Here is a 19745-nt window from a genome sequence, read left to right on the forward strand (position 1 = left end):
TATATTGAATTTGGCAAATTAACACAATGAACATATTAAAATTAATACTTTTGACAGATTAGGAATTAAGCTTAATTTTTCATCGCCTGGAGTTTTCCGTCATTGTCTATGCCTGGAATCGGCCGAAACGCTTATATTTCCGGCAATATCAGATCACGTAATCGGGCAATGCCTGATCCATGGTCAAGGAAGGTAGGTCCTCGTGGCGCGTGCCGACGACGCGCGCCGGGTTGCCGACGACGGTGGTGAAGGGCGCGACGGGTTTCAACACGATCGAGCCCGCCCCGATTTTCGCCCCCTCGCCGATCTCGATATTGCCCAGCACCTTCGCGCCGGTGCCGATCAGCGCGCCGCGCCGCACCTTGGGATGGCGGTCGCCACCTTCCTTGCCCGTGCCGCCCAGGGTGACGTTCTGCAGCAGGGCGACATCGTCCTCGATCACCGCCGTTTCGCCGACCACGATGCCGGTGCCGTGGTCGAACATGATCCGTTGTCCCAGATGCGCGGCAGGGTGAATGTCCACCGCGAACAGTTCCGATGTCCGGCTTTGGATATAATGCGCCAGCGGCTTGCGATTTTCATGCCACAGCCAATGCGCGACCCGATAGGACTGGATCGCATGGAAGCCCTTGAAGAACAGGAACGGCACCAGATGGTCGGTCGCCGCCGGATCACGCGCACAGATCGCCGCCAGATCGGCCACCGCCATGTCGACCGCCTGCGGCCGGAGGCGCTGGAAATCCCGTATCAGCGCGAAGATCGTGGCCTTGCGCACCAGATCGCTGCTGAGCTTGCGCGACAGCAGGAACGCCAGGGCGGTGGCAAAATCCGGCTGGTCGAGCACGGCCGGCCGCGTTAATTCCCGCAACACGGGATCGCGATAAGTCCGCGCCTCGCCTTGCATAAGGTCCCATATGCCCGCCACCGTGGCGGACGGAGGCGATACGGCGGCGGATCCGCCGTGCGCAAGATAGGTGTGCAGGCTGGTGACGTGCGCGGTCATCCTGTCTTTTCACTCTATCATGACATGGATACATGGATCGCGCCCGGACGCGGCCCGGGCGCGGCCATCTGCTTCGCTCAGTATCCCAGTTCTGCGCCGGCCGGTCCGGCCGCCGGCGGCCTGGGCTCGGCCTTCTCGGTCACCAGCGCCTCGGTGGTGATCAGCAGACTGCCCACCGACGATGCGTCCTGCAATGCGGTGCGCACCACCTTGGTCGGATCGATGATACCGGCCGCCACCAGGTCCTTGTATTCGCCGATCTGGGCATCAAACCCGTAATTGTAATCGGCGGCCTCCAGAACCTTGCCAGCAACCACCGCGCCGTCCTCGCCGGCATTCTCCGCGATCTGCCGCAGCGGCGCCTGCAACGCCTTGCGCACGATCTCGCCGCCGATGCGCTGGTCCTCGTTATGGAAATGCAACTTGGCGATCACCGATGTGGCCCGTGCCAGCGCCGTGCCGCCGCCGGGCACGATCCCTTCCTCCACCGCGGCCCGCGTCGCGTTCAGCGCGTCATCGACACGGTCCTTGCGCTCCTTCACCTCGATCTCGGTCGAGCCGCCGACCCGGATGATGGCGACGCCACCCGCGAGCTTGGCCAGACGCTCCTGCAGTTTCTCGCGATCGTAGTCCGAGGTGGTTTCCTCGATCTGCGCGCGAATCTGTGCCACACGCCCCTTGATGGCATCGCCGTCGCCCTCGCCGTCGACCAACGTGGTATTGTCCTTGTCGATCACCACCCGCCGCGCCTGGCCCAACTGGGCCAGCGTCACGTTCTCCAGCTTGATGCCCAGATCCTCGCTGATGACCTCGCCACCGGTCAGGATCGCGATATCCTCGAGAATGGCCTTGCGCCGGTCACCGAAGCCGGGCGCCTTGACGGCCGCGATCTTCAGCCCGCCGCGCAGCTTGTTGACCACCAGCGTCGCCAGGGCCTCGCCTTCCACATCCTCGGCGAGGATCAGCAGCGGGCGCCCGGATTTGACCACGCTTTCCAGCAGCGGCAGCAACGGCTGCAGCGAGGACAGCTTCTTCTCGTGGATCAGGATATAGGGATGCTCCAGGTCCGCGATCAGCTTCTCGCTGTTGGTCACGAAATAGGGCGAGATATAGCCGCGATCGAACTGCAGCCCTTCGACCACGTCCAGTTCGGTCTCGAACCCCTTCGCCTCCTCGACGGTGATCACGCCGTCCTTGCCGACCTTCTGCACGGCGTCCGAAATGATCCGGCCGATTTCGGTATCGCCGTTTGCCGAAATGGTCGCGACCTGGGCGGTTTCCGCCTTGGTCGCGATGGGGCGGGTGCGGGCACGCAGATCCTCGATCACCGAAGCCGTGGCATGGTCGATGCCCCGCTTGATATCCTGCGGGTTGAAGCCCGCCGCCACCGATTTCAGCCCCTCGCGCACGATCGCCTGGGCCAGCACCGTCGCGGTCGTCGTGCCGTCGCCGGCCAGGTCGTTGGTCTTGCTGGCGACCTCGCGCAGCAGCTGCGCGCCCAGATTCTCGAACCTGTCGGACAGCTCGATCTCTTTCGCGACCGAAACCCCATCCTTGGTGATGCGCGGCGCGCCGAAGCTCTTGTCGATCACCACGTTGCGGCCCTTGGGGCCCAGCGTCACCTTCACCGCGTCGGCGAGGATATCGATCCCCGCCAGCAGCCGCGCCCGGGCATCCCCCGCGAATTTGACGTCCTTGCTGGCCATGATGCCTCTCCTTGTTCCCTGAATCTTACCGCGCGTCGCCGACGATGCCGAACAGGTCGGATTCCTTGGCGATCAGCAGATCCTCGCCGCCGATCTTCACCTCGGTGCCCGACCATTTTCCGAACAGGACATGATCGCCCTCGCGCACCGCCAGCGGCACGACCTGCCCGTGCTCGTCCCGCGCGCCGGGCCCGACCGCCACCACAACGGCCTCGACCGGCTTTTCCTGCGCCGTGTCGGGAATGATGATGCCGCCCGCCGTCTTTTCGGCAGGAGAAATGCGCCGCAGGACCACACGGTCATGCAGGGGACGAAATCTGCTCATGTTCAAACCTTTGAATTTTTGGCCTATCGAATCGGTCTATCGAACCTGGCGGCCACCGCCATCGGCCGGCCGGGCGCGTGCACGCCGGAACCGCCACGCCGCCTGGCGCGTCAGGTCATCCGGCTCGGCCAGGATGTGATTATGCAGGGGGCGCACGCTGTCATGCGCGGCGTAGAAACGCCGCGTCTTGCGGTCGCTTTCCAGGATCACGGCACCCAGAAACGTGCCGTCGATTTCGACGATATGGGATTCAAGCATGGTCGCTGCCTCTCGCTCCGCTTGCGCGGACCTCCGCCGGCAGCATCGACCGCCGGCGATCCTATCGGGCGGGCACCGGCTTCATATGGCCGGCGCACGCTGCGCTACATCGGTCGATGCGACACATTCGCGCGCTGATACGGGTCATCAGGCTCCGCCCTTGGATTGAGGCGCCACAATGGCGGCCAAGCCCACGATCGCAGGGGCATCGCCTCACGTCAAGACAATATAATCATTTAAATTCGTTATATGTAGAATTCACGTCAAACAACGAATCGCAATCGAAAGGCGGAGCGAATTCAAATTATCATATTGATATTAAATGATATATTGTTCATCTCGGCGGATGTTGCGGCATCGTGCGCCCCATCGGTCAAGCCGGACATCGCCCGGTTTCCGGCGCAGCCTCGCCGACAAGGGAATTTATCATACGATATTCGTGGTTATTTATTGCATACCACTATCATGCGTCGCATAGTGGCTTGCATTCGCTGCCGGCCGCGCCCGGCGACCGACAAGGACCATTGGCCTGCAAAAGGATTCCACAAAGACCATGCCGTCGTCCTTCACCCGCCGCTCCGTCCTCGGCCTGCTGGCCGCGGCGCCGCTCCCGCGCATCGCCGGCGCGACCACCCTCACGACGCTGCGAATCGGCATCATGGCTGGCGAGGACGAGGATGTCTGGCGTGCCGTGGCCGCCCATGCCGCGCAATGCGGGCTGGCCCTGAAGATCGTCCCGTTCTCGGACTACAATGCCCCCGACGAGGCCCTGGCGGAACACGAACTGGACGCCAATGCCTTTCAGCACCGCCCGTTCCTGTCCGCCCAGATCGCGGCGCACGGCTATAATATCGTAGCGGTGGGCGATACCTATTTCTCGCCGATCGGTCTGTATTCCAGCCGCTGGAAATCGGTCCGCGACCTGCCCGCCGGCGCGACGATCGGGGTGCCCAACGACCCGAGCAACGAGGGCCGCGCCCTGCATCTTCTGGAAGCCCTCGGCCTGATCACGCTGAATCCGTCCGCGGGCCCGCTGCCGACCGCGCTGGATATCGCCGACAATCCACGCAACCTGTCCGTCAAGGAACTCGATGCCGGGATCGTCGGCCGCACGCTTCCCGACCTGGACGCGGCGATCGTCAACACCGATTGGGCGTTCAAATCGGGGATCCAGGTCGACAGACAGCGGATCGGTCAGGAAACTCTGGCCGGCAATCCTTACGTCAACTTCATCGCCGTGAACGCGCAGGATGCGCATGCCCCGTGGGTCGCATCCCTGACGAACGCCTTTCACCAGCCGGACGTGCGCAAGGCGATCCTGGACATCTATCACGGGGCGATCGTGCCGGCATGGGGATGACTCTGCTGCGGGTCGAACAGGTCTGCCGCCGGTTCGGCGACCATGTCGCGCTCCAGGACGTCCGGTTCGACGTCCATCCCGGCGAGATCGTCGGTATCATCGGCCGGTCCGGAGCGGGCAAGACGACATTGCTGCGCTGCCTGAGCGGGCTGGAACGGCCGGACAGCGGACGGATCATCATCGAAGGCCAGGACATCACCGCCCTGCCGGAACGCCGGCTGGTCGAAATTCGCCGGCGGATCGGGCTGGTGTTTCAGCATTTCAACCTGCTGCAATCCCGGAGTGCCGCCGGCAATATCGCCCTGCCTCTGGAGATCGCGGGCATGCCGAAATCCGCGCGCGCGGCCCGGGTCGCCGACCTGATCGACCTGGTCGGGCTGTCCGGGCACGAACGAAAGCGCCCCAGCCAGATGTCGGGCGGACAGAAACAGCGGGTCGGCATCGCCCGCGCCCTGGCGGGGAACCCGGCGCTGCTGCTGTGCGACGAGGCGACTTCGGCGCTCGATCCGGAAACCACGGCCGCGATCCTGGACCTGCTGGTCGATATCAACCGGCGGCTGGGCCTGACCATCCTGCTGATCACGCACGAGATGGACGTCATTCGCCGCATCGCGCACCGCGTCGTGGTGCTCGACCACGGCCGAATCGTCGAGGACGGCCCGGTCGCGGCATTGCTGGGCGGGGCGAGCCGCCACGCCGTCACGCGCGCTTTCCTCTCCGAAGGCCGGCCGCGTGTTCCCGATCATGTCGTGGCGCAGTTGCGGGACGTGCCCTTCGACGACGCCCAGCCGGTCGTACGCGCGACCTTCGATCCGAACGCGGCGCCCTCTCCCGTCCTGTCGGTGCTGAGCCGCCGCTTCGGACTGGACGTGACCATCCTGCAGGCGACCGCGGGCGACATCGCCCGCCGGCCGGATGCGGAATTCGTGCTGCGCCTGTCGCGGCACGATGGCGACGCCCTGGATTTCATCCGCCAGGCCAGCCAATCCATGGAGGTACTCGGCTATGTTCCGGCTGATTGCTGATCTGATTCTGCGCGCGACGGGCGAGACGCTGGAGATGGTGCTGGCGTCCGGCCTGATTTCGGTGCTCGGCGGTCTGCCGCTGGCCGTCCTGCTGATCGTCACGGCGCCGGGCGGCCTGTACCCCCTGCCGGCACTGTCCCGCGCCCTCGCCCTTGCCATCGACGCGGTCCGTGCCGTGCCGTTCATGATCCTGCTGGTACTGCTGATCCCGCTGACCCGGCTGATCGCGGGCACCGCCCTGGGGACCGGCGCTGCAATCGTACCGCTGGCCATCGCCGCCGTGCCCTATTTCGCCAGGATCGCGGAGGTCTCGCTGCGCGAGGTCGACCAGGGACTGGTGGACGCCGTGCGCGCCATGGGCGGCACGCGCTGGATGACGGTGCGCTACGTGCTGCTGCCGGAGGCGCTGCCGGGCCTCATTTCAGGCTTCACCGTAACCCTGATCACCCTGGTCGGCGCCTCGGCCATGGCGGGCGTCATCGGCGCCGGGGGCCTGGGAGACCTGGCGATCCGCTATGGCTATCAGCGTTTCAACACGACGGTGATGCTGTCGGTCGTCGCCGTACTGATCGTCATGGTCACAATCCTCCAATGGATCGGCAACCGGCTGGCACGGCGGCTGGCATGAAGCCGCCTCCGCTCTGCGTGCATATCCTCCGCATGGTTCTCTGAAATATGTCCAGAATCTGGAGTCGAAATAAATGAAAGCCAACATGTCCACTCCCCCATCGATCCAGAGGCCATCCGCTCGAACCGACCACCGGGCCGATCCGGAAAAGCGATTTGCAACCTGGATATCTTCAGATCCGGTACGGGATTTCCATTCCGTTCGTCAGGTGTGGGTGTCCAAGTTCGCGACGCAGGGCACCATCTTCCGTATCAACGGCGAACCGCGCGACGACGGATGGTTCACGCCCGAGGGCGAAACACAAGCGCTTCGGATCGGACGGGATTGCTTCCTTTCGCGCGACGAAGCTGCGCTGGATGCCGATTCACGGCGCAGACACAAAGTCACGTCCCTGAAAAATACGCTCGAACGGATCGAGAAGCTCATCGCGTCCGATTAGGCCACGCCCTCACTCCCATCCGCTCCAACGACCCGAAACGATCCAGATTCAGGAGGCCGACGAATGGCACTGCTCCCCGGCTGGACAGCCCCGGATTTCGCCTGCGACACGACATCCGGGCCGATCCGCTTCCATGCATGGCTCGGTTCAGGCTGGGGCGTCGTCCTGACCCACTTGGACGATTACACGACGCAGAGTCTTGGCGCCGGGATGGATTGGGCCAAGACATGTGCACGGCCGATCAAAGTGCTGGGCCTGGATTCCCCGCCCCATGAACGCCGCGCGCCGCCCCGTCCGCGCCAATCGGCTCCGTCGCCAGTGCCGCGACTTGTAGACCCGACCGGCGCCGTTCGGACCCTCTGGCGGGGCATCGCCATCGATGCCGGCCATGATGCCCCCGCTCTCGATGATGATCATGTCGTCTATTTTCTGGACCCAGCCAAGACCATACGCATGACGCTTTCATATTCTCTTTTCCAGTCCCGCGATTTTTCCGATATCGTGTCTGTACTCCATGCCTTGGGGGCCGACCGGCATTGCGGGTGCCGCCCCATCCGGAAGGCGGCCTGACACCGGCATAAGACTGATCCGCACCATGAACCATCTGTGGGAAGCACTGGCTCGTTACCCGAACGATGCCCCGGTCAGGGAAAATCAACCCAAAAGGAAGATATGCCCGATGCCGACACCCGGCCGTTCCAACGATGGCGGCAGCATCCAGCGCCGTCCGCTGCCCTGCCGCGAGACGACCGCTTTTTTGACCGACCCGACCGTCGCGTCCGCACTGATCGGCGCATTGTCGCCCTTTGACATCGTGATCGTTCCCGGACTCGACGGCTCCGGACCGGATCACTGGCAATCCCGCTGGGAGGGTTTCCTGAGTCGGCGCAGCATTGCCGTCCATCGGGTCGTGCAGATCGATTGGGAAAAACCGACCTATCGCGCCTGGCGTAGCGGGCTGCGCGCGACCCTGGCAAAATGCAGCCGACCGACGATCCTGATCGCGCACAGCCTCGGCGCCGTCCTCGTCGCGCGCTGGGCCAGCGAGCGCTCGAACGGGCCTGTCTCGGGCGCGTTTCTGGTGGCGCCGGCCGACGTGGAGCGGCATCGCGGATCGGATGCCGGACGGGTCGCCGACTTCGCCCCACTTCCGAGCGCCCGCCTGCCCTTCCCTTCGGTACTGGTCGCCAGCCGCAACGACGAATGGTTGACCATACATCGCGCGCGCATCATGGCACGCCGGTGGGGATCGACGATGCTGGATGCCGGTAAGCTCGGACATATCGGCAACATATCGGGCGTCGGGCTTTGGCCGGACGGGCTCTCCGCACTTGGAGACCTGGCCCTCTCATTGTCCGGCGCTCCCGATCCATAATCGACGAGGCCGATCCGAAGCGCGTGGCCGGCTGGTGGCGGGGATTGCCGGAATTGGAGACGGATCCTGTCCGTCACGACGCGATCGTCCGCACCGCGTCCGTAAAGGCGACCGGCGCTTCCTGCGGCAGATTGTGACCGATCCCGCCACGGACCAGGCGATGTTCATAGCGTCCCGCAAAGCGGGTCCGATATGTTTCGGGCGCCGGGTGCGGCGCGCCGTTGGCGTCCCCTTCCAGCGTAATGGTGGGCACCGTGATGGCCGGCTGCGTCGCAAGTCGCTTTTCCAGCGCGTCATATTGACGTTCTCCGTCGGCCAGACCCAGACGCCAGCGATAATTGTGGATCACGATGGCCACATGGTCGGGGTTGTCGAAGGCGCGCGCTGAACGGTCGTAGGTCGCGTCGTCGAAATGCCATTGCGGCGAGGCGAGCTGCCAGATGAGCCTGTTGAACTCCCTGGTGTTGCGCGCATAGCCCAGGCGGCCGCGCTCGGTCGCGAAATAGAACTGGTACCACCAGGCCAGTTCCGCTTTCGGCGGCAACGGCGCGGCATTGGCCTGCTGGCTGCCGATCAGATAGCCGCTGACCGACACCAGCCCCCTGCACCGTTCCGGCCACAGGGCGGCAACGATATCCGCCGTCCGCGCGCCCCAGTCGAAACCGGCGACGATCGCCCGGCGAATGCCCAGGGCATCCATCAGCGCGATGGTATCAGCCGCCAGCGCGGCCTGCTGCGCATTGCGCGGCGTGGCCGCCGCGCGAAAGACGGTCGTGCCATAGCCGCGCAGATAGGGCATGACCACACGGCACCCCGCCGCCGCGAGCACAGGCGCGACGTCGGCGAAACTGTGGATGTCATACGGCCATCCATGCAGAAGAATGGCGGCAGAGCCGTCCGACGGCCCCATCTCGACATATCCTATGGACAGGGGGCCCGCATCGACCTGCCGCGGCGCCGGCAGGCGGGGCGGAACGGCCGGCCGGTTGCTCGATGCCGGCGTTGCGCGGCCTGCGCGCGTAAGGCCGCCGAATTCGAACGCAGCGGCGGACGAGGCCGCGAAGCCCAGGAAGCGGCGGCGGCTCGGGTCACGGAAAAGACTGTAGGTCATGATGATGAATCCGATCGCTGATGATTGGAGGACGAATGCGCAGGAATCGCCGGCACGATGAAATGGACGGTCCTGTGGTTCAGGAGAGAACGGTTCGCGCCAACCCGTGTGACGAAAGCCCGCTGGGGGCAGGCGGGCCTGCATAAAGCGCGATGTTCATCCGGACGTTCATGGCATACCATCCTATCGTATCCGATATTATCGGACACGAGTTTATAGAGCCGGCGGCGATCCGCCGTCAAGCCTTCCGATTTAATCGGATGCGATTTATATTGAGACGGGAATTGCCATAGGAGAGATGCAGGATGGATGCGCGCCCGCCCAAGCCGGACTACCCGAAACTCGCGGATTTCATGTGCTTCGCCGTCTATTCGACGAACCTCGCCTATGGTCGCGCATATAGACCGATCCTGGAGGAACTGGGCGTCACCTACACCCAGTGGATCGCCATCGTCGCCTTGTGGGAAGAAGATCACCAGACCGTGAGCGGGCTGGGAGAGAAGCTCTTCCTCGAATCCAATACGCTGACGCCGATCCTGAAAAAGCTGGAGACCCTCGGCTATCTCCGCCGAGGACGCGACCCGCGGGATGAGAGGCAAGTGATCGTCAGCCTGACCGAATCCGGTCGCGCCCTGCGCGAGAAGGGCGCACAGAGGACGCTGGTCCAGGCATCGGGCCTGGAACCGGACGAGTTCCGCGCACTTCAAAAGGCCATCGTCAAGCTGCGCACGAATCTGATCCGCCATGCGGAGGCGGGGAACTGACGGGCACGGCTTCGCCATTATTGACCGATCATTCCATATCCTGCTATGCACGAGACATGGCACGGCCACAGCAATTCGATCGGGATCAGGTTCTGGACGCGGCCGTCGCCGTCTTCCGACAGCACGGCTTCGAGGGAAGTTCGGCAGCCGCGCTCGTCTCGGCAATGGGGATCGGCCGGCAAAGCCTGTACAACAGCTTCGGCGACAAGTGGCAACTCTATCAGGAGGCGGTCCGCCGTTACGCGGCGGCAGAGACCGAGGCACATCTGGCAGCGCTGCGGCGCGGCCCGCGCGCCGTTGACGGCATCCGGCATTTTCTGGAACGCGTGGTCGAAACAGCGCGGGAGACGTGCCTGGGCGTCAGCAGCATCTGCGAATTCGGAACCTCTCGCACCGATCTCGCGAAGATCCATGAATGCTTCGGCAGGGTTCTGCGCGACGCCCTCATGGCCCGAATGCGTCAGGCCCAGTGCGAGGGCGACCTGTCTTCCGCTATTGATACTGGCGAAGCGGCGGCCTTCCTGATCGCCACGGTCGCGGGCATCCGGGTGTCGGCCCGGGGCGGTGCCGACCGGGCGACCCTTGCCGCCGTCGCACGCGCGGCGCTGCGTGGCCTGCGCTAAAAATTTTGCCCATTATGGAATGATCGTTCAATAAAAAGGATCGGACGATGACCCCGGAGAACGCCCCAGAGAACGCCCCAGAGAACCCCGCAGAGAATCCCCTTGAGATCAAGGAAACATTCGCGGCCACGCCCGACCGGAGCCGGGTGGCCATGGTGTTCGGCGGATCGCGCGGCATTGGCGCAGGGCTTGCCCGGCGGCTGGCGCGGGACGGATTTGCCGTCGGCCTGACCTATGTATCCCGGCCCGAGCAGGCGCAAGAGGTGGCGGCCGCGATCCAGGCGGATGGCGGCCGCGCGCTGGCCGTCCGGGCCGACAGCGCAGATCCTGCTGCACTGCACGCGGCGGTCGAACAGGTCGTCTCGCATTACAGCCGCCTGGACGTCGCCGTGGTCAATGCCGGCGTGCTGAAGCTGGCGCCGTTGGAGCGGATGAGTCTGGACGATCTCGATCTTTGCCTCAACGTCAATGTGCGCGGCGTCGTGCTCGCCGTTCAGGCCGGCGTCGCCCGGATGCATGACGGTGGGCGCGTCGTGACCATCGGCAGCATTGCCGCGATCCGGCCGATCGCGCCGGGCAACAGTATCTATGCCATGACGAAGGCGGCGGTGGCGGCGTTCGTGCAGGGGGCGGCACTCGACCTCGCCCGGCGCGGGATCACGATCAACAACATCCAGCCCGGCCCGATCGAGACCGACATGACCGACGGCATGGCGGACCATCTGGTCGCCCGAATGCCGCTCGGCCGGATGGGACGTCCGGACGACGTGGCGGCACTTGCGTCCTACCTCGCCGGCCCCGCTTCGTCCTTCATGACCGGCGCAAGCGTGACGATCGACGGAGGCTTCATCCTTTAGATTTCCTGATTACACCCGGACCACGTCCGAATTTGATCGATCAGGGCGTCGAGGCCGGCCGGCGAAACCGGAGGCAAGGCATGCGCCGCGGGTCTCGCGGCGTTTGCGGCGCCGGCGCGCCATGAATTCCGCCGCCGGGAAGAGGGCATGGCGCAGGCGCGGGCCGACAAACGTGAAAGCCATGTCGCTCAGGCCATGCTGGCTCTTGTCGATCCGGCCCGGCCACCGCTTCGCCTGGCCCTGGGCAGCGATGCGCTACACACCGAACAGCCGGCCGATGCCGCCCGTGACCAGCATGGCGATAATGCCCCAGAACGTCACCCGAAGCGTGGGCCGCACCGGAGACGCGCCGCCGGCCACCGCACCGACAGCCCCGAGAACGGCCAGCACGACGATCGAGACCAGGGACACGCCCCATGACACGTATGGTTCCGGCGTAAGCACGGCGGCCAGGACGGGCATCACCGCACCGGACGAAAACGCCGCCGCCGAGGCGAACGCCGCCTGGAGCGGGCGCGCCGCCGTGGCATCGGACAGCCCGAGTTCGTCGCGGGCATGCGCGCCCAGCGCATCATGCTTCATGAGTTCGGTCGCCACCGTACGGGCCAGCGCGTCGTCCAGCCCCCGCTTGCAATAGATCCCGGCGAGTTCATCGATTTCGCTGTCCCAGTCCGAGGCAAGCTCCTGCTTTTCGCGCGCGATGTCGGCCCGTTCCGAATCCGCCTGGGAACTGACCGAGACATATTCGCCCGCGGCCATCGACAGGGCGCCCGCCACCAGCGCGGACAAGCCGGCGATGAGAATGCTGCCGCCCGACGCATGGGAACTGGCGACGCCGACGATGAGACTGCCGGTCGACAGCGTCCCGTCATTGGCGCCGAGCACGGCGGCACGCAGCCACCCCAGCTTCTCGACGGCATGACGCTCGGTATGGGAACGGAGACGTGACATGAATGCATCCATGATGGCAGATGGCCGGCCTCGGGATCACGACCGGGAACGGACGTGACGCGATCGCGAATCCCACATAGCATGCTCTGAAGCCCGGCATGGATAGGTCCTCGAAAAGACCACCCGAGCCCCTTCGATCAGGCCGCGTCCCCTCCCCGGTCCGCCCCCGGAAGTTCTGCGATGCGTCGGCCCTCATGAGCGAGCGGCTTCAAACATTGCAGGGATCTGGATGACCATCTCGATGCATGCTGCAGGCGTCGTATCAGGGACCCAGGTCCGGCAATGGATGGCCATGGCGGGAGGCGCGGGCTTCATGAGCGCGATCGAGAAGGGTGACAGGCTGCTGACGAGCGGCCCTGTCGGAGACTGGCCGGAGATCCACTCGACGGCGCCGGCACCATAACAGCAGACGATCTGCAATTTCGAAGCCGGCACGGGCTGCAGGACCTCGCCCTGCTGAACCACGCGCAATGAGAAACGCTGCCGCATGGAGCCGCCCAGTGCCGCCGCCATCGATGCGCTCTGTTCCGCGTCCTTCACGAGGAAGGACGGCCACCCGCACCGGGTCGCCGGGTGCTTCAGCGTGCGCAGGACGTCATCCAATGTGCCGTCGATCCGAATTGGCGCCGGCCGGCCCGTGAAGGCGACGCTCGCATCCAACCAGTCGTCTGGCACCATCCGGCCCCATACGACGATGTCCAGGTCCGGATGGATAGCGTCCATCAGGATGCTCGGGTCGGCCGATGCCCTGACACGCGGAGCCGGCACCAGGGAGGAACCTGGCCAGCTTTCGATGACGAACATGGTGGCGGCTCCGCTCACGTCACGATCGTGGGATTGGCGTCATCCATCATGCCGCAGGCATCCGGTGCGTCGATCGTCAGCAGCAGCCGGACACGTTCGGCTTCCGGCCCATGAGACAAAGGTGGAGAGCGGTGCAGCACGCCCTGTCCATCGCCGCCCGGCCAGGCACTGCCCTTGAGAACGGCGATGTCGCCGGTGCCGATCTGGCGCATGGACGCCGGGTCGATCTCCGCGTGCGGCATGCGATCGGCCGGATGTGAGGGCACCCATTGCGTCCCCGGCCCCACATAGGTGCACAGCAGGCGCAATCCCACGCGATCGACATGGAATCTGCGGCAGGAATCGGTGGTAATGCGTTCCAGCCGCAGCCGGACCTCCGTCAGCCCGGCGAGGGTCCGATAATCCGCCGCCAGCGCCAACGCGTCATCGAGCAAAATCCGTGCATCCGCCGGCATACGAGGGGCCAGCAGGCGACCGAGCCGGTCGGGCGTCCCGCGTGCCAGTATCAGGCGTGGTCCATGCGCAAGCATGATTCGCGCCGCGGCGCTGTGTGCCGCCGACAACGCGCGTGGCCTGACGGCGATCACACGATCCGGCACGAGGATCGCCCGCAAAGGATCGGTCTCGGGCAGGAGCAGGCGAGAACGGGTCGGACAAGGAGAGTCGATCATCATCGGGCCGGAAGCAAGGAGAAGAGGGAGCAGCGCAGGCACGCCGCACGTCGGCATTGTTATGTTATAATATTTCATTTAGGAAGAGGTAAAGCCGCTCCGCGAAGGCTGCGATGCCATGCGGACACAGCCAAGGACTCCCTGATGGACAGCAGACTGCCCGTTACCGTGCTCTCCGGCTTTCTCGGCGCCGGGAAGACGACCCTTCTCAACCACATTCTGAACAACCGCGAGGGACGGAAGGTCGCCGTCATCGTCAACGATATGAGCGAGGTGAACATCGATGCCGACCTGGTGCGCGAAGGCGGCGGCAACCTGTCCCGCACGGATGAGACCTTGGTGGAAATGACCAATGGCTGCATCTGCTGCACGCTGCGCGACGATCTGTTGCAGGAAGTCCGGAAACTGGCCGGAGAAGGGCGGTTCGACTACCTGCTGATCGAATCCACCGGCATTTCCGAACCTCTGCCCGTCGCCGCGACATTCGAATTTCGTGACGAGGCCGGCGAGAGCCTGAACGACGTTGCGCGGCTGGACACGATGGTCACGGTCGTGGACGCGGTGAACCTGCTGCGCGACTATGCCTCGACCGACTTCCTGCGCGACCGGGGCGAATCGCTGGGTGCGGACGATGATCGTGCGATGGTCGATCTGCTGGTGCAGCAGATCGAATTCGCCGATGTGGTGGTCCTGAACAAGATCGATACGGCCACGGCGGAGCAGGCCGACGCGGCCCGCAAGATCGTCCGGGCCCTGAACCCGGATGCCGATCTGATCGAGACCAGCCAGGGCCGGCTCGACCTGGGGCGGGTGCTGGACACACGCCGTTTCGACTACGAGAAGGCGCACGAGCACCCACTATGGTACAAGGAACTTCATGGTTTCGCGGATCATGTTCCCGAAAGCGACGCATATGGCATCAGCAGCTTCGTCTATCGCGCGCATCGTCCCTTCGACCCGGCGAAATTCCACCGCTTTCTCGATACGGCCTGGCCTGGGGCCGTGCGCGCGAAGGGATATTTCTGGCTGGCCACCCGTCCTGACTGGGTCGGGGAACTGAGCCAGGCCGGCGCGCTCGTGCGCAATCAGGCAATAGGCTTCTGGTGGGCCAGCGTGCCGAAGGATCGGTGGCCCGATGACGCGGCCTGGCGGGAGATGATCCTGGATCGTTGGGATCCGGTCTATGGCGACCGGCGGCAGGAAATCGTGTTCATCGGCACCGGCATGGACGAGACCGCGATCCGCATGGCACTGGATGCCTGCCTTGTCGCGGCGAAGACAGGCACCCGTTTCGATCCGTCGCACTATGCCAGTCTTCCCGACCCCTTCCCGGCCTGGCAGCAATCGACCTCCGTCGTGGACTGACGGTTTGGGTGAGCACGAGTCTCCAAGCCCGGTGTTTCATATCCGGATAGGAGCGGAAGCAAGACTGTCGGGCGAGATTACGCGAATGGCGGGCATGGATCTTGACCCTGTCCGCCGATCATCTTCTCCCGAGCCGCGGCAATCTTACCGACCCAGACGAATGTCGATCTGCGTGCGCAAGGGCGCCAGGAAATCGTCCCGGGAGATCTCGCCGAGATCGACGGCCTTGGCCCCGCCGGCCGCAATGACGGAGACATCGTCGATCCCGATCACGTTCAGGATCAGCTTGAGATAGTGGGTTGCGACGTCACGGTCGCGGATCGGCGAGCCTTCCGTATAGACGCCGCCCGACGCCACAAGGACGGTTGCCCTCTTGCCCGTCACCAGCCCTTCGCCCCCGAAGCCCAGCGTGTGGCCCTTGCGCACGATATGGTCCACCCAGGCCTTGAGATTGGCCGGGATATTGTAATTGTAGACCGGTGTCCCGATCACGATGTGATCCGCCGCCAACAGTTCGGCGACAAGTGCGTCGGACAGGCGCAGTGTTTCGCGCATCTCCGGCGAATGCCGCTCGGACGGCGTGAAGTAGGCGGCGAGCCAGGACGCATTGACGAACGGCAGGTCCGTGGTCGTCAGGTCGCGCGCGACCACCGTACCGTCGGGGTGTTTGGCGCGCCATTTTTCGACGAACGCAGCCGTCAGGTTGCGTGAGATCGCAGACTTGCCGCGCGGGCTGGCTTCGACGACGAGGAGACGAGGCATGGCAATTCCTTTATCGTGGTCCGTGAGGTCTTCCGGTTTCAGCCAAAGCGGAATCCGGAAATCGGTTTGCCCAGGGCATGGCCGTGGAAATCGACGACGCCCGGCTCGCCGGTCGCAGCACCCGCGGCGACCATGAGCGGCAGAAGGTGGTCCTCATGCGGGTGCGCATCGCGCGCACCCGGCGCCGACGCCCAATGGGTCAAGGCGGCGTCGCGGCCGTTTGGATCGGTCACGATGTCGCGCAGCCACGCATCGAACGCCTCGGCACCCCGATCGGGGCCGCGCCCGAAAAAGCGACTCATGTTGTGGTAGCTCTGGCCGCTGCCGACGATCAGCACGCCCTCGCGGCGCAGCTTGGCCAGGGCACGGCCGAGTGCGAGATGAAACGCCGGATCGAAGTCCCGCTGCATCGATACCTGTACGACGGGCAGTTCCGCCTCCGGCATCATGACCTTGAATGGGACGAACACGCCGTGATCGAATCCGCGCCGTGTCTCCGTGCCGCTGGCAATCCCCATCTCTGCCAGGCCCGCACGTATCCGCCCGGCGAGAGATGGCGCGCCCGGCGCCGGCCATGTCAGGTCGTAAGTATGTGGCGGAAACCCGGAATAGTCGTAGAGCAGCGGCGGGGCGGCGCCGGCATTGACGCTCGGCACCCGCTCGGCCCAGTGGCCGGAGACCACGACGATAGCCGAGGGCTTCTCGCGCAGTCGGCCCATGAAGCCGCGAAGATAATGTTCCAGCGCGGACCAACTGTCCCGCATCGGCCCCGGATCGAGGAAGAAGCAGGGACCACCGCCATGATTGATGAAGAATGTCGGTTGCATGGCGGCAGGCTACCGGCACACGCTTGGCCTGTGGAAGCGATCAAAATATGATCATCTCCATCTCTTTTGGAGATGGAGATGATCGGCAGTCTGACCCTCGACCAGTTGCGCGTGCTGGTAGCCATTGCGGAGACCGGCAGTTTTTCGGCGGCCGGGCGCAGGCTTGGCCGCGTCCAATCGGCCATCAGCCAGTCGATCCTGGCCCTGGAAGGCGCACAGGGGGTCGTTCTGTTCGATCGCAGCAGGCATCGGCCGATTCTGACGGAACAGGGGCGCGTCCTGGTCGATCAGGCCCGCCTCGTGCTCGCGGGTGCCGCGCGGTTCGCGGCGGTGGCCGCCGGGATGCACGCGGGCATCGAGCCGGAATTGACGCTGGTGATCGATCCTCTGGTGCCGAGCGAACCCCTGGTGAAAAGCCTGCAGGCACTGCAGGTTCAGTTTCCGGATCTGCCGGTGCGTTTTCAGGCCGAGCTTATCGGCGGCGCAGCGCGGCGCTTGCGGGCACGCGACGCAGCCGTTGCGATCTGCCTGTTGTTGCCGGTCGTGCCGCCGGACCTGACTGCATATCCCCTGTCCACGCTGGACCTCGTCCCCGTGGCCGCGCCGCATCATCCGCTCGCGGGGGCCGGCCGTCCGCTGGATCGCCACGATCTCGCGCCGCATGTGCAGCTCGTCCTCTCCGATCCGAACGCGGAAGACGGGCGGGAATACGGTATCGTCAGCAACCGGCAGTGGCGCTTTGTCGACCAGGGACGGCGGCTTGATTTCCTGCTTGCCGGGTTCGGGTGGTGCAAGATGCCCGCGCATCTCGTGGCTGGCCACATTGCCGGCGGACGACTCGTGGCCCTTCCGGTACGTGACGAAATCGTGCACGCAAGACCCGCTCTCGTCGTGTATGCAGCGCATCTGAGCACCGTTCCACTTGGACCCGCGGCCGGATGGCTGCTGCGCCATCTCCAGGAAGAATGGAAACTGTCGTGAGCTTCCGCGCCGGATCGCGCAGGGGTGACGCCGGCAGCCACTGATGGCTACTTGATCCGGTCAGGTTTTGCCGGGACTGCACCGCCGCCGCGTGTCCGGTGATCTGCCAATATTCCTGGCAAGGCCAGCCAGGCGAGCAACGCCGCCAGGACGAGGAAGCAACGCGCTGTCCACCACCCATAGACGAGTGCCCCGGCAAGACCGCCGCCAGCGAAGGACAGAACGATTCCACCATGCAGCAACAGTCGCTGGCGTGTCTGTGCGAGGCGCCCATGGTCGACGGGATGGCGAAAGGATTCCAGCCAATCGGCGATTTCGATACCGAAATCGGTCAACATGCCCGTCATGTGCGTGGTCCGCACGCGCGCGCCGGAGATGCGGGTGACCGTCGCGTTCTGCAGGCCCATCAAAAAACTCAGCCCATAGGCCAGCACCGGCCCGCGTGGACCCGCATGCAATGCGGTATCCAGGAAGGCCAACAGCCCGAGCAGGACGGATTCCAGCAGGATACTATAGGCATAAATCGCCTGGTGTCGGCGGCGTCGGCCGGCATTGACCAGAAAGGTCGAGAGCACGGCCCCCGCCACGAAGGCCGCGATCAGCCCAAGGCAGGATGCCACGACCATGAGATCGCCGACATGCAGGCTCATCGCCAGGGTCGACACATTGCCGGTCATGTTTGCGGAATAATAGCCGACGGCGAGAAAACCCGCTGCGTTGACCGCACCCGCGACGGCGGCAAGCGAGCAGCCCAACCGGCGGTCCATGACGAAGGTCCGGTTTTCCCCCTCTCGGACAAGCACATGCCCCTCCTGTTGCGTCGGCTGTATGGGCTCCACAACCTTCAATGTGATGGCACGCGCCGTCAAACACCAGAATGAACTGAACGCAACCAGCGCTTCAGTTCAATGTATCGAAGAAGCGCAGGATGTAGGTCATTTCATAAAGCAGGGCAAACGTGACGAACGCCTTATGGAATTGACGATTTGCCGAATATATAGCGATGCCGCAGAGCACCATATAGAGTGGAACCCGAAACCAGTATTCGCCACCGAACATCGCGAGATGCGCATGCCCCTTGATCAGCGTGTCGATCAAGTCGAATATAATCGTCAATCCAAAGAAACCAAAGAACCATTTACGCCGGGAGATGAAGAAATCCTCATACCCAGTGTAATCACTGATCGAATCCGGAAACAGGAAGGCGCTCAGGAAGAATAGAATGATCGCATAGAGGATCAGGAACAGGTAGACTTGGAACGTCCAGGTCGGCAGTTCGACCAGCCAGAACTCCCACCACCAGAAATGCATCAGCGTCAGGAGTAGGGTCAGCACCCAGCCGATATGCACCGGGTAGATCCGTGTCTGCCCAGGATGCTGGATGATCCGTACCAGCCCGTTGAGCAGGCGGGTCATGCTCAATCCCAGGACCATGCCCATGATAATGCGGACATGCTGGAAGATCTCGGGGGACGTCACGGACGGTATCGCCATACGGATCAGGTTCCTCGGTTGTTTTGCATTCGATGCGTGCAGTTACGGCGCTGGATTGACCATAGCCAGTCCATTGGAACCAAAATAGCCCGGACCGCTCCCGATCATGGCCAGGCCCTCGGTCATAGTTGCCGAAACGATAAACCTATCGTGCGCCGCCTCTCACCCACGTCAAAATACCGGCTGATCATTTTTGCGGGGTGCACGTGCGGGAACGACGTCGCAAGGACCGGGCGGCGGCCGAGCAGCTCGGCCATTCGGCGCCACCCGCCCGGATGCGCACCCGGCTCTTCCCGAAAGGGGCGCGCGTCATGTTGCACGTGGTGTCCAGGGACGGATGATCCGGGGTCGGGACAAGGGCAAGTTCGCCGTCACGGTCTCGAACCAGTCCCAGCCCACGCGCCGGCTCTTCTGGC

Annotated in this window: 23 protein-coding genes; 11 read left to right on the top strand and 12 right to left on the bottom strand. The window is 64.3% G+C overall.

What is annotated here, in order from left to right; all coding sequences use genetic code 11:
* Positions 1–148: 148 nt before the first annotated feature.
* From cysE to QN315_RS05570, 4 genes are all read right to left on the bottom strand, one after another.
* Positions 149–1003, bottom strand: a complete 855-nt coding sequence (gene cysE, locus QN315_RS05555; RefSeq protein WP_323991983.1) for a serine O-acetyltransferase — start codon at positions 1001–1003, stop codon at positions 149–151.
* Positions 1004–1080: 77 nt separating this feature from the next.
* Complete coding sequence (gene groL, locus QN315_RS05560; protein ID WP_323991986.1) at positions 1081–2709, bottom strand: chaperonin GroEL; 1629 nt, start codon at positions 2707–2709, stop codon at positions 1081–1083.
* Between the two features lie 25 nt (positions 2710–2734).
* The gene (gene groES, locus QN315_RS05565) at positions 2735–3034 is read right to left on the bottom strand and encodes a co-chaperone GroES (protein WP_218064150.1); all 300 of its coding nucleotides are present in this window, start codon (positions 3032–3034) and stop codon (positions 2735–2737) included.
* Between the two features lie 36 nt (positions 3035–3070).
* Positions 3071–3292: a hypothetical protein gene (locus tag QN315_RS05570; RefSeq protein WP_323991989.1), complete on the bottom strand. Its 222-nt coding sequence runs from the start codon at positions 3290–3292 to the stop codon at positions 3071–3073.
* 553 nt (positions 3293–3845) lie between these two features.
* On the opposite strand from QN315_RS05570, the gene QN315_RS05575 reads away from it, so the two are divergent.
* The 6 genes from QN315_RS05575 to QN315_RS05600 all read left to right on the top strand — a co-directional run bounded on the left by QN315_RS05575 (position 3846) and on the right by QN315_RS05600 (position 8119).
* Complete coding sequence (locus tag QN315_RS05575) at positions 3846–4652, top strand: MetQ/NlpA family ABC transporter substrate-binding protein (RefSeq protein WP_323991992.1); 807 nt, start codon at positions 3846–3848, stop codon at positions 4650–4652.
* Positions 4649–5677 (top strand): ATP-binding cassette domain-containing protein, encoded by a 1029-nt coding sequence (locus tag QN315_RS05580; RefSeq protein ID WP_323993276.1) that lies wholly within the window; start codon positions 4649–4651, stop codon positions 5675–5677. The genes QN315_RS05575 and QN315_RS05580 overlap by 4 nt, the downstream gene beginning before the upstream one ends.
* Positions 5658–6305, top strand: a complete 648-nt coding sequence (locus QN315_RS05585; RefSeq protein ID WP_176638713.1) for a methionine ABC transporter permease — start codon at positions 5658–5660, stop codon at positions 6303–6305. Before QN315_RS05580 ends, QN315_RS05585 begins: the two co-directional genes overlap by 20 nt.
* A gap of 73 nt (positions 6306–6378) precedes the next feature.
* The gene (locus tag QN315_RS05590) at positions 6379–6744 is read left to right on the top strand and encodes a hypothetical protein (protein WP_323991994.1); all 366 of its coding nucleotides are present in this window, start codon (positions 6379–6381) and stop codon (positions 6742–6744) included.
* Positions 6745–6807: 63 nt separating this feature from the next.
* Positions 6808–7314: a peroxiredoxin gene (locus QN315_RS05595; protein WP_323991996.1), complete on the top strand. Its 507-nt coding sequence runs from the start codon at positions 6808–6810 to the stop codon at positions 7312–7314.
* A 109-nt stretch (positions 7315–7423) separates the two neighbouring features.
* Positions 7424–8119 carry an alpha/beta hydrolase gene (locus QN315_RS05600; protein WP_323991998.1) on the top strand — a complete coding sequence of 232 codons (696 nt, stop codon included), beginning with the start codon at positions 7424–7426 and terminating at the stop codon, positions 8117–8119.
* A 73-nt stretch (positions 8120–8192) separates the two neighbouring features.
* Here the strand turns inward: QN315_RS05600 and QN315_RS05605 are convergent, their stop codons facing one another.
* Positions 8193–9230: an alpha/beta hydrolase gene (locus QN315_RS05605; protein WP_323992000.1), complete on the bottom strand. Its 1038-nt coding sequence runs from the start codon at positions 9228–9230 to the stop codon at positions 8193–8195.
* 305 nt (positions 9231–9535) lie between these two features.
* Here QN315_RS05605 and QN315_RS05610 point away from each other — a divergent pair, with 305 nt between their 5' ends.
* From QN315_RS05610 to QN315_RS05620, 3 genes are read left to right on the top strand one after another with little or no spacing between them, the layout of a single operon-like run.
* Positions 9536–9994: a MarR family winged helix-turn-helix transcriptional regulator gene (locus QN315_RS05610; protein ID WP_176638709.1), complete on the top strand. Its 459-nt coding sequence runs from the start codon at positions 9536–9538 to the stop codon at positions 9992–9994.
* A gap of 56 nt (positions 9995–10050) precedes the next feature.
* Complete coding sequence (locus QN315_RS05615; protein WP_323992002.1) at positions 10051–10617, top strand: TetR/AcrR family transcriptional regulator; 567 nt, start codon at positions 10051–10053, stop codon at positions 10615–10617.
* Between the two features lie 47 nt (positions 10618–10664).
* Positions 10665–11474 (top strand): SDR family oxidoreductase, encoded by an 810-nt coding sequence (locus QN315_RS05620; RefSeq protein WP_323992004.1) that lies wholly within the window; start codon positions 10665–10667, stop codon positions 11472–11474.
* 255 nt (positions 11475–11729) lie between these two features.
* Here the strand turns inward: QN315_RS05620 and QN315_RS05625 are convergent, their stop codons facing one another.
* The 3 genes from QN315_RS05625 to QN315_RS19570 form a co-directional block, all read right to left on the bottom strand.
* Complete coding sequence (locus QN315_RS05625; protein WP_323992006.1) at positions 11730–12425, bottom strand: VIT family protein; 696 nt, start codon at positions 12423–12425, stop codon at positions 11730–11732.
* 192 nt (positions 12426–12617) lie between these two features.
* Entirely contained in the window at positions 12618–13229 is a 612-nt protein-coding gene (locus QN315_RS05630; protein WP_323992008.1) for a hypothetical protein, read from the bottom strand.
* Between the two features lie 14 nt (positions 13230–13243).
* Complete coding sequence (locus QN315_RS19570; protein ID WP_408904589.1) at positions 13244–13978, bottom strand: DUF1826 domain-containing protein; 735 nt, start codon at positions 13976–13978, stop codon at positions 13244–13246.
* A 66-nt stretch (positions 13979–14044) separates the two neighbouring features.
* Here QN315_RS19570 and zigA point away from each other — a divergent pair, with 66 nt between their 5' ends.
* Entirely contained in the window at positions 14045–15265 is a 1221-nt protein-coding gene (zigA, locus tag QN315_RS05640; protein ID WP_323992012.1) for a zinc metallochaperone GTPase ZigA, read from the top strand.
* Positions 15266–15409: 144 nt separating this feature from the next.
* Here zigA and QN315_RS05645 read toward each other — a convergent pair whose 3' ends face one another.
* Complete coding sequence (locus tag QN315_RS05645) at positions 15410–16027, bottom strand: NAD(P)H-dependent oxidoreductase (RefSeq protein ID WP_323992014.1); 618 nt, start codon at positions 16025–16027, stop codon at positions 15410–15412.
* Between the two features lie 38 nt (positions 16028–16065).
* Complete coding sequence (locus QN315_RS05650; RefSeq protein WP_323992016.1) at positions 16066–16854, bottom strand: class III extradiol ring-cleavage dioxygenase; 789 nt, start codon at positions 16852–16854, stop codon at positions 16066–16068.
* 78 nt (positions 16855–16932) lie between these two features.
* On the opposite strand from QN315_RS05650, the gene QN315_RS05655 reads away from it, so the two are divergent.
* The gene (locus QN315_RS05655) at positions 16933–17835 is read left to right on the top strand and encodes a LysR family transcriptional regulator (protein WP_323992018.1); all 903 of its coding nucleotides are present in this window, start codon (positions 16933–16935) and stop codon (positions 17833–17835) included.
* Between the two features lie 47 nt (positions 17836–17882).
* On the opposite strand, the gene QN315_RS05660 is transcribed toward QN315_RS05655, so the two are convergent.
* Positions 17883–18638, bottom strand: coding sequence for a YoaK family protein (locus QN315_RS05660; RefSeq protein ID WP_176638700.1), 756 nt, complete (start codon positions 18636–18638; stop codon positions 17883–17885).
* A 97-nt stretch (positions 18639–18735) separates the two neighbouring features.
* The gene (locus tag QN315_RS05665) at positions 18736–19329 is read right to left on the bottom strand and encodes a hypothetical protein (protein ID WP_246285299.1); all 594 of its coding nucleotides are present in this window, start codon (positions 19327–19329) and stop codon (positions 18736–18738) included.
* Between the last annotated feature and the right edge of the window lie 416 nt (positions 19330–19745).

It is taken from the genome of Nguyenibacter sp. L1 (assembly GCF_035199985.1).
In the GTDB taxonomy this organism is placed as follows: Bacteria; Pseudomonadota; Alphaproteobacteria; order Acetobacterales; family Acetobacteraceae; genus Gluconacetobacter; species Gluconacetobacter vanlangensis.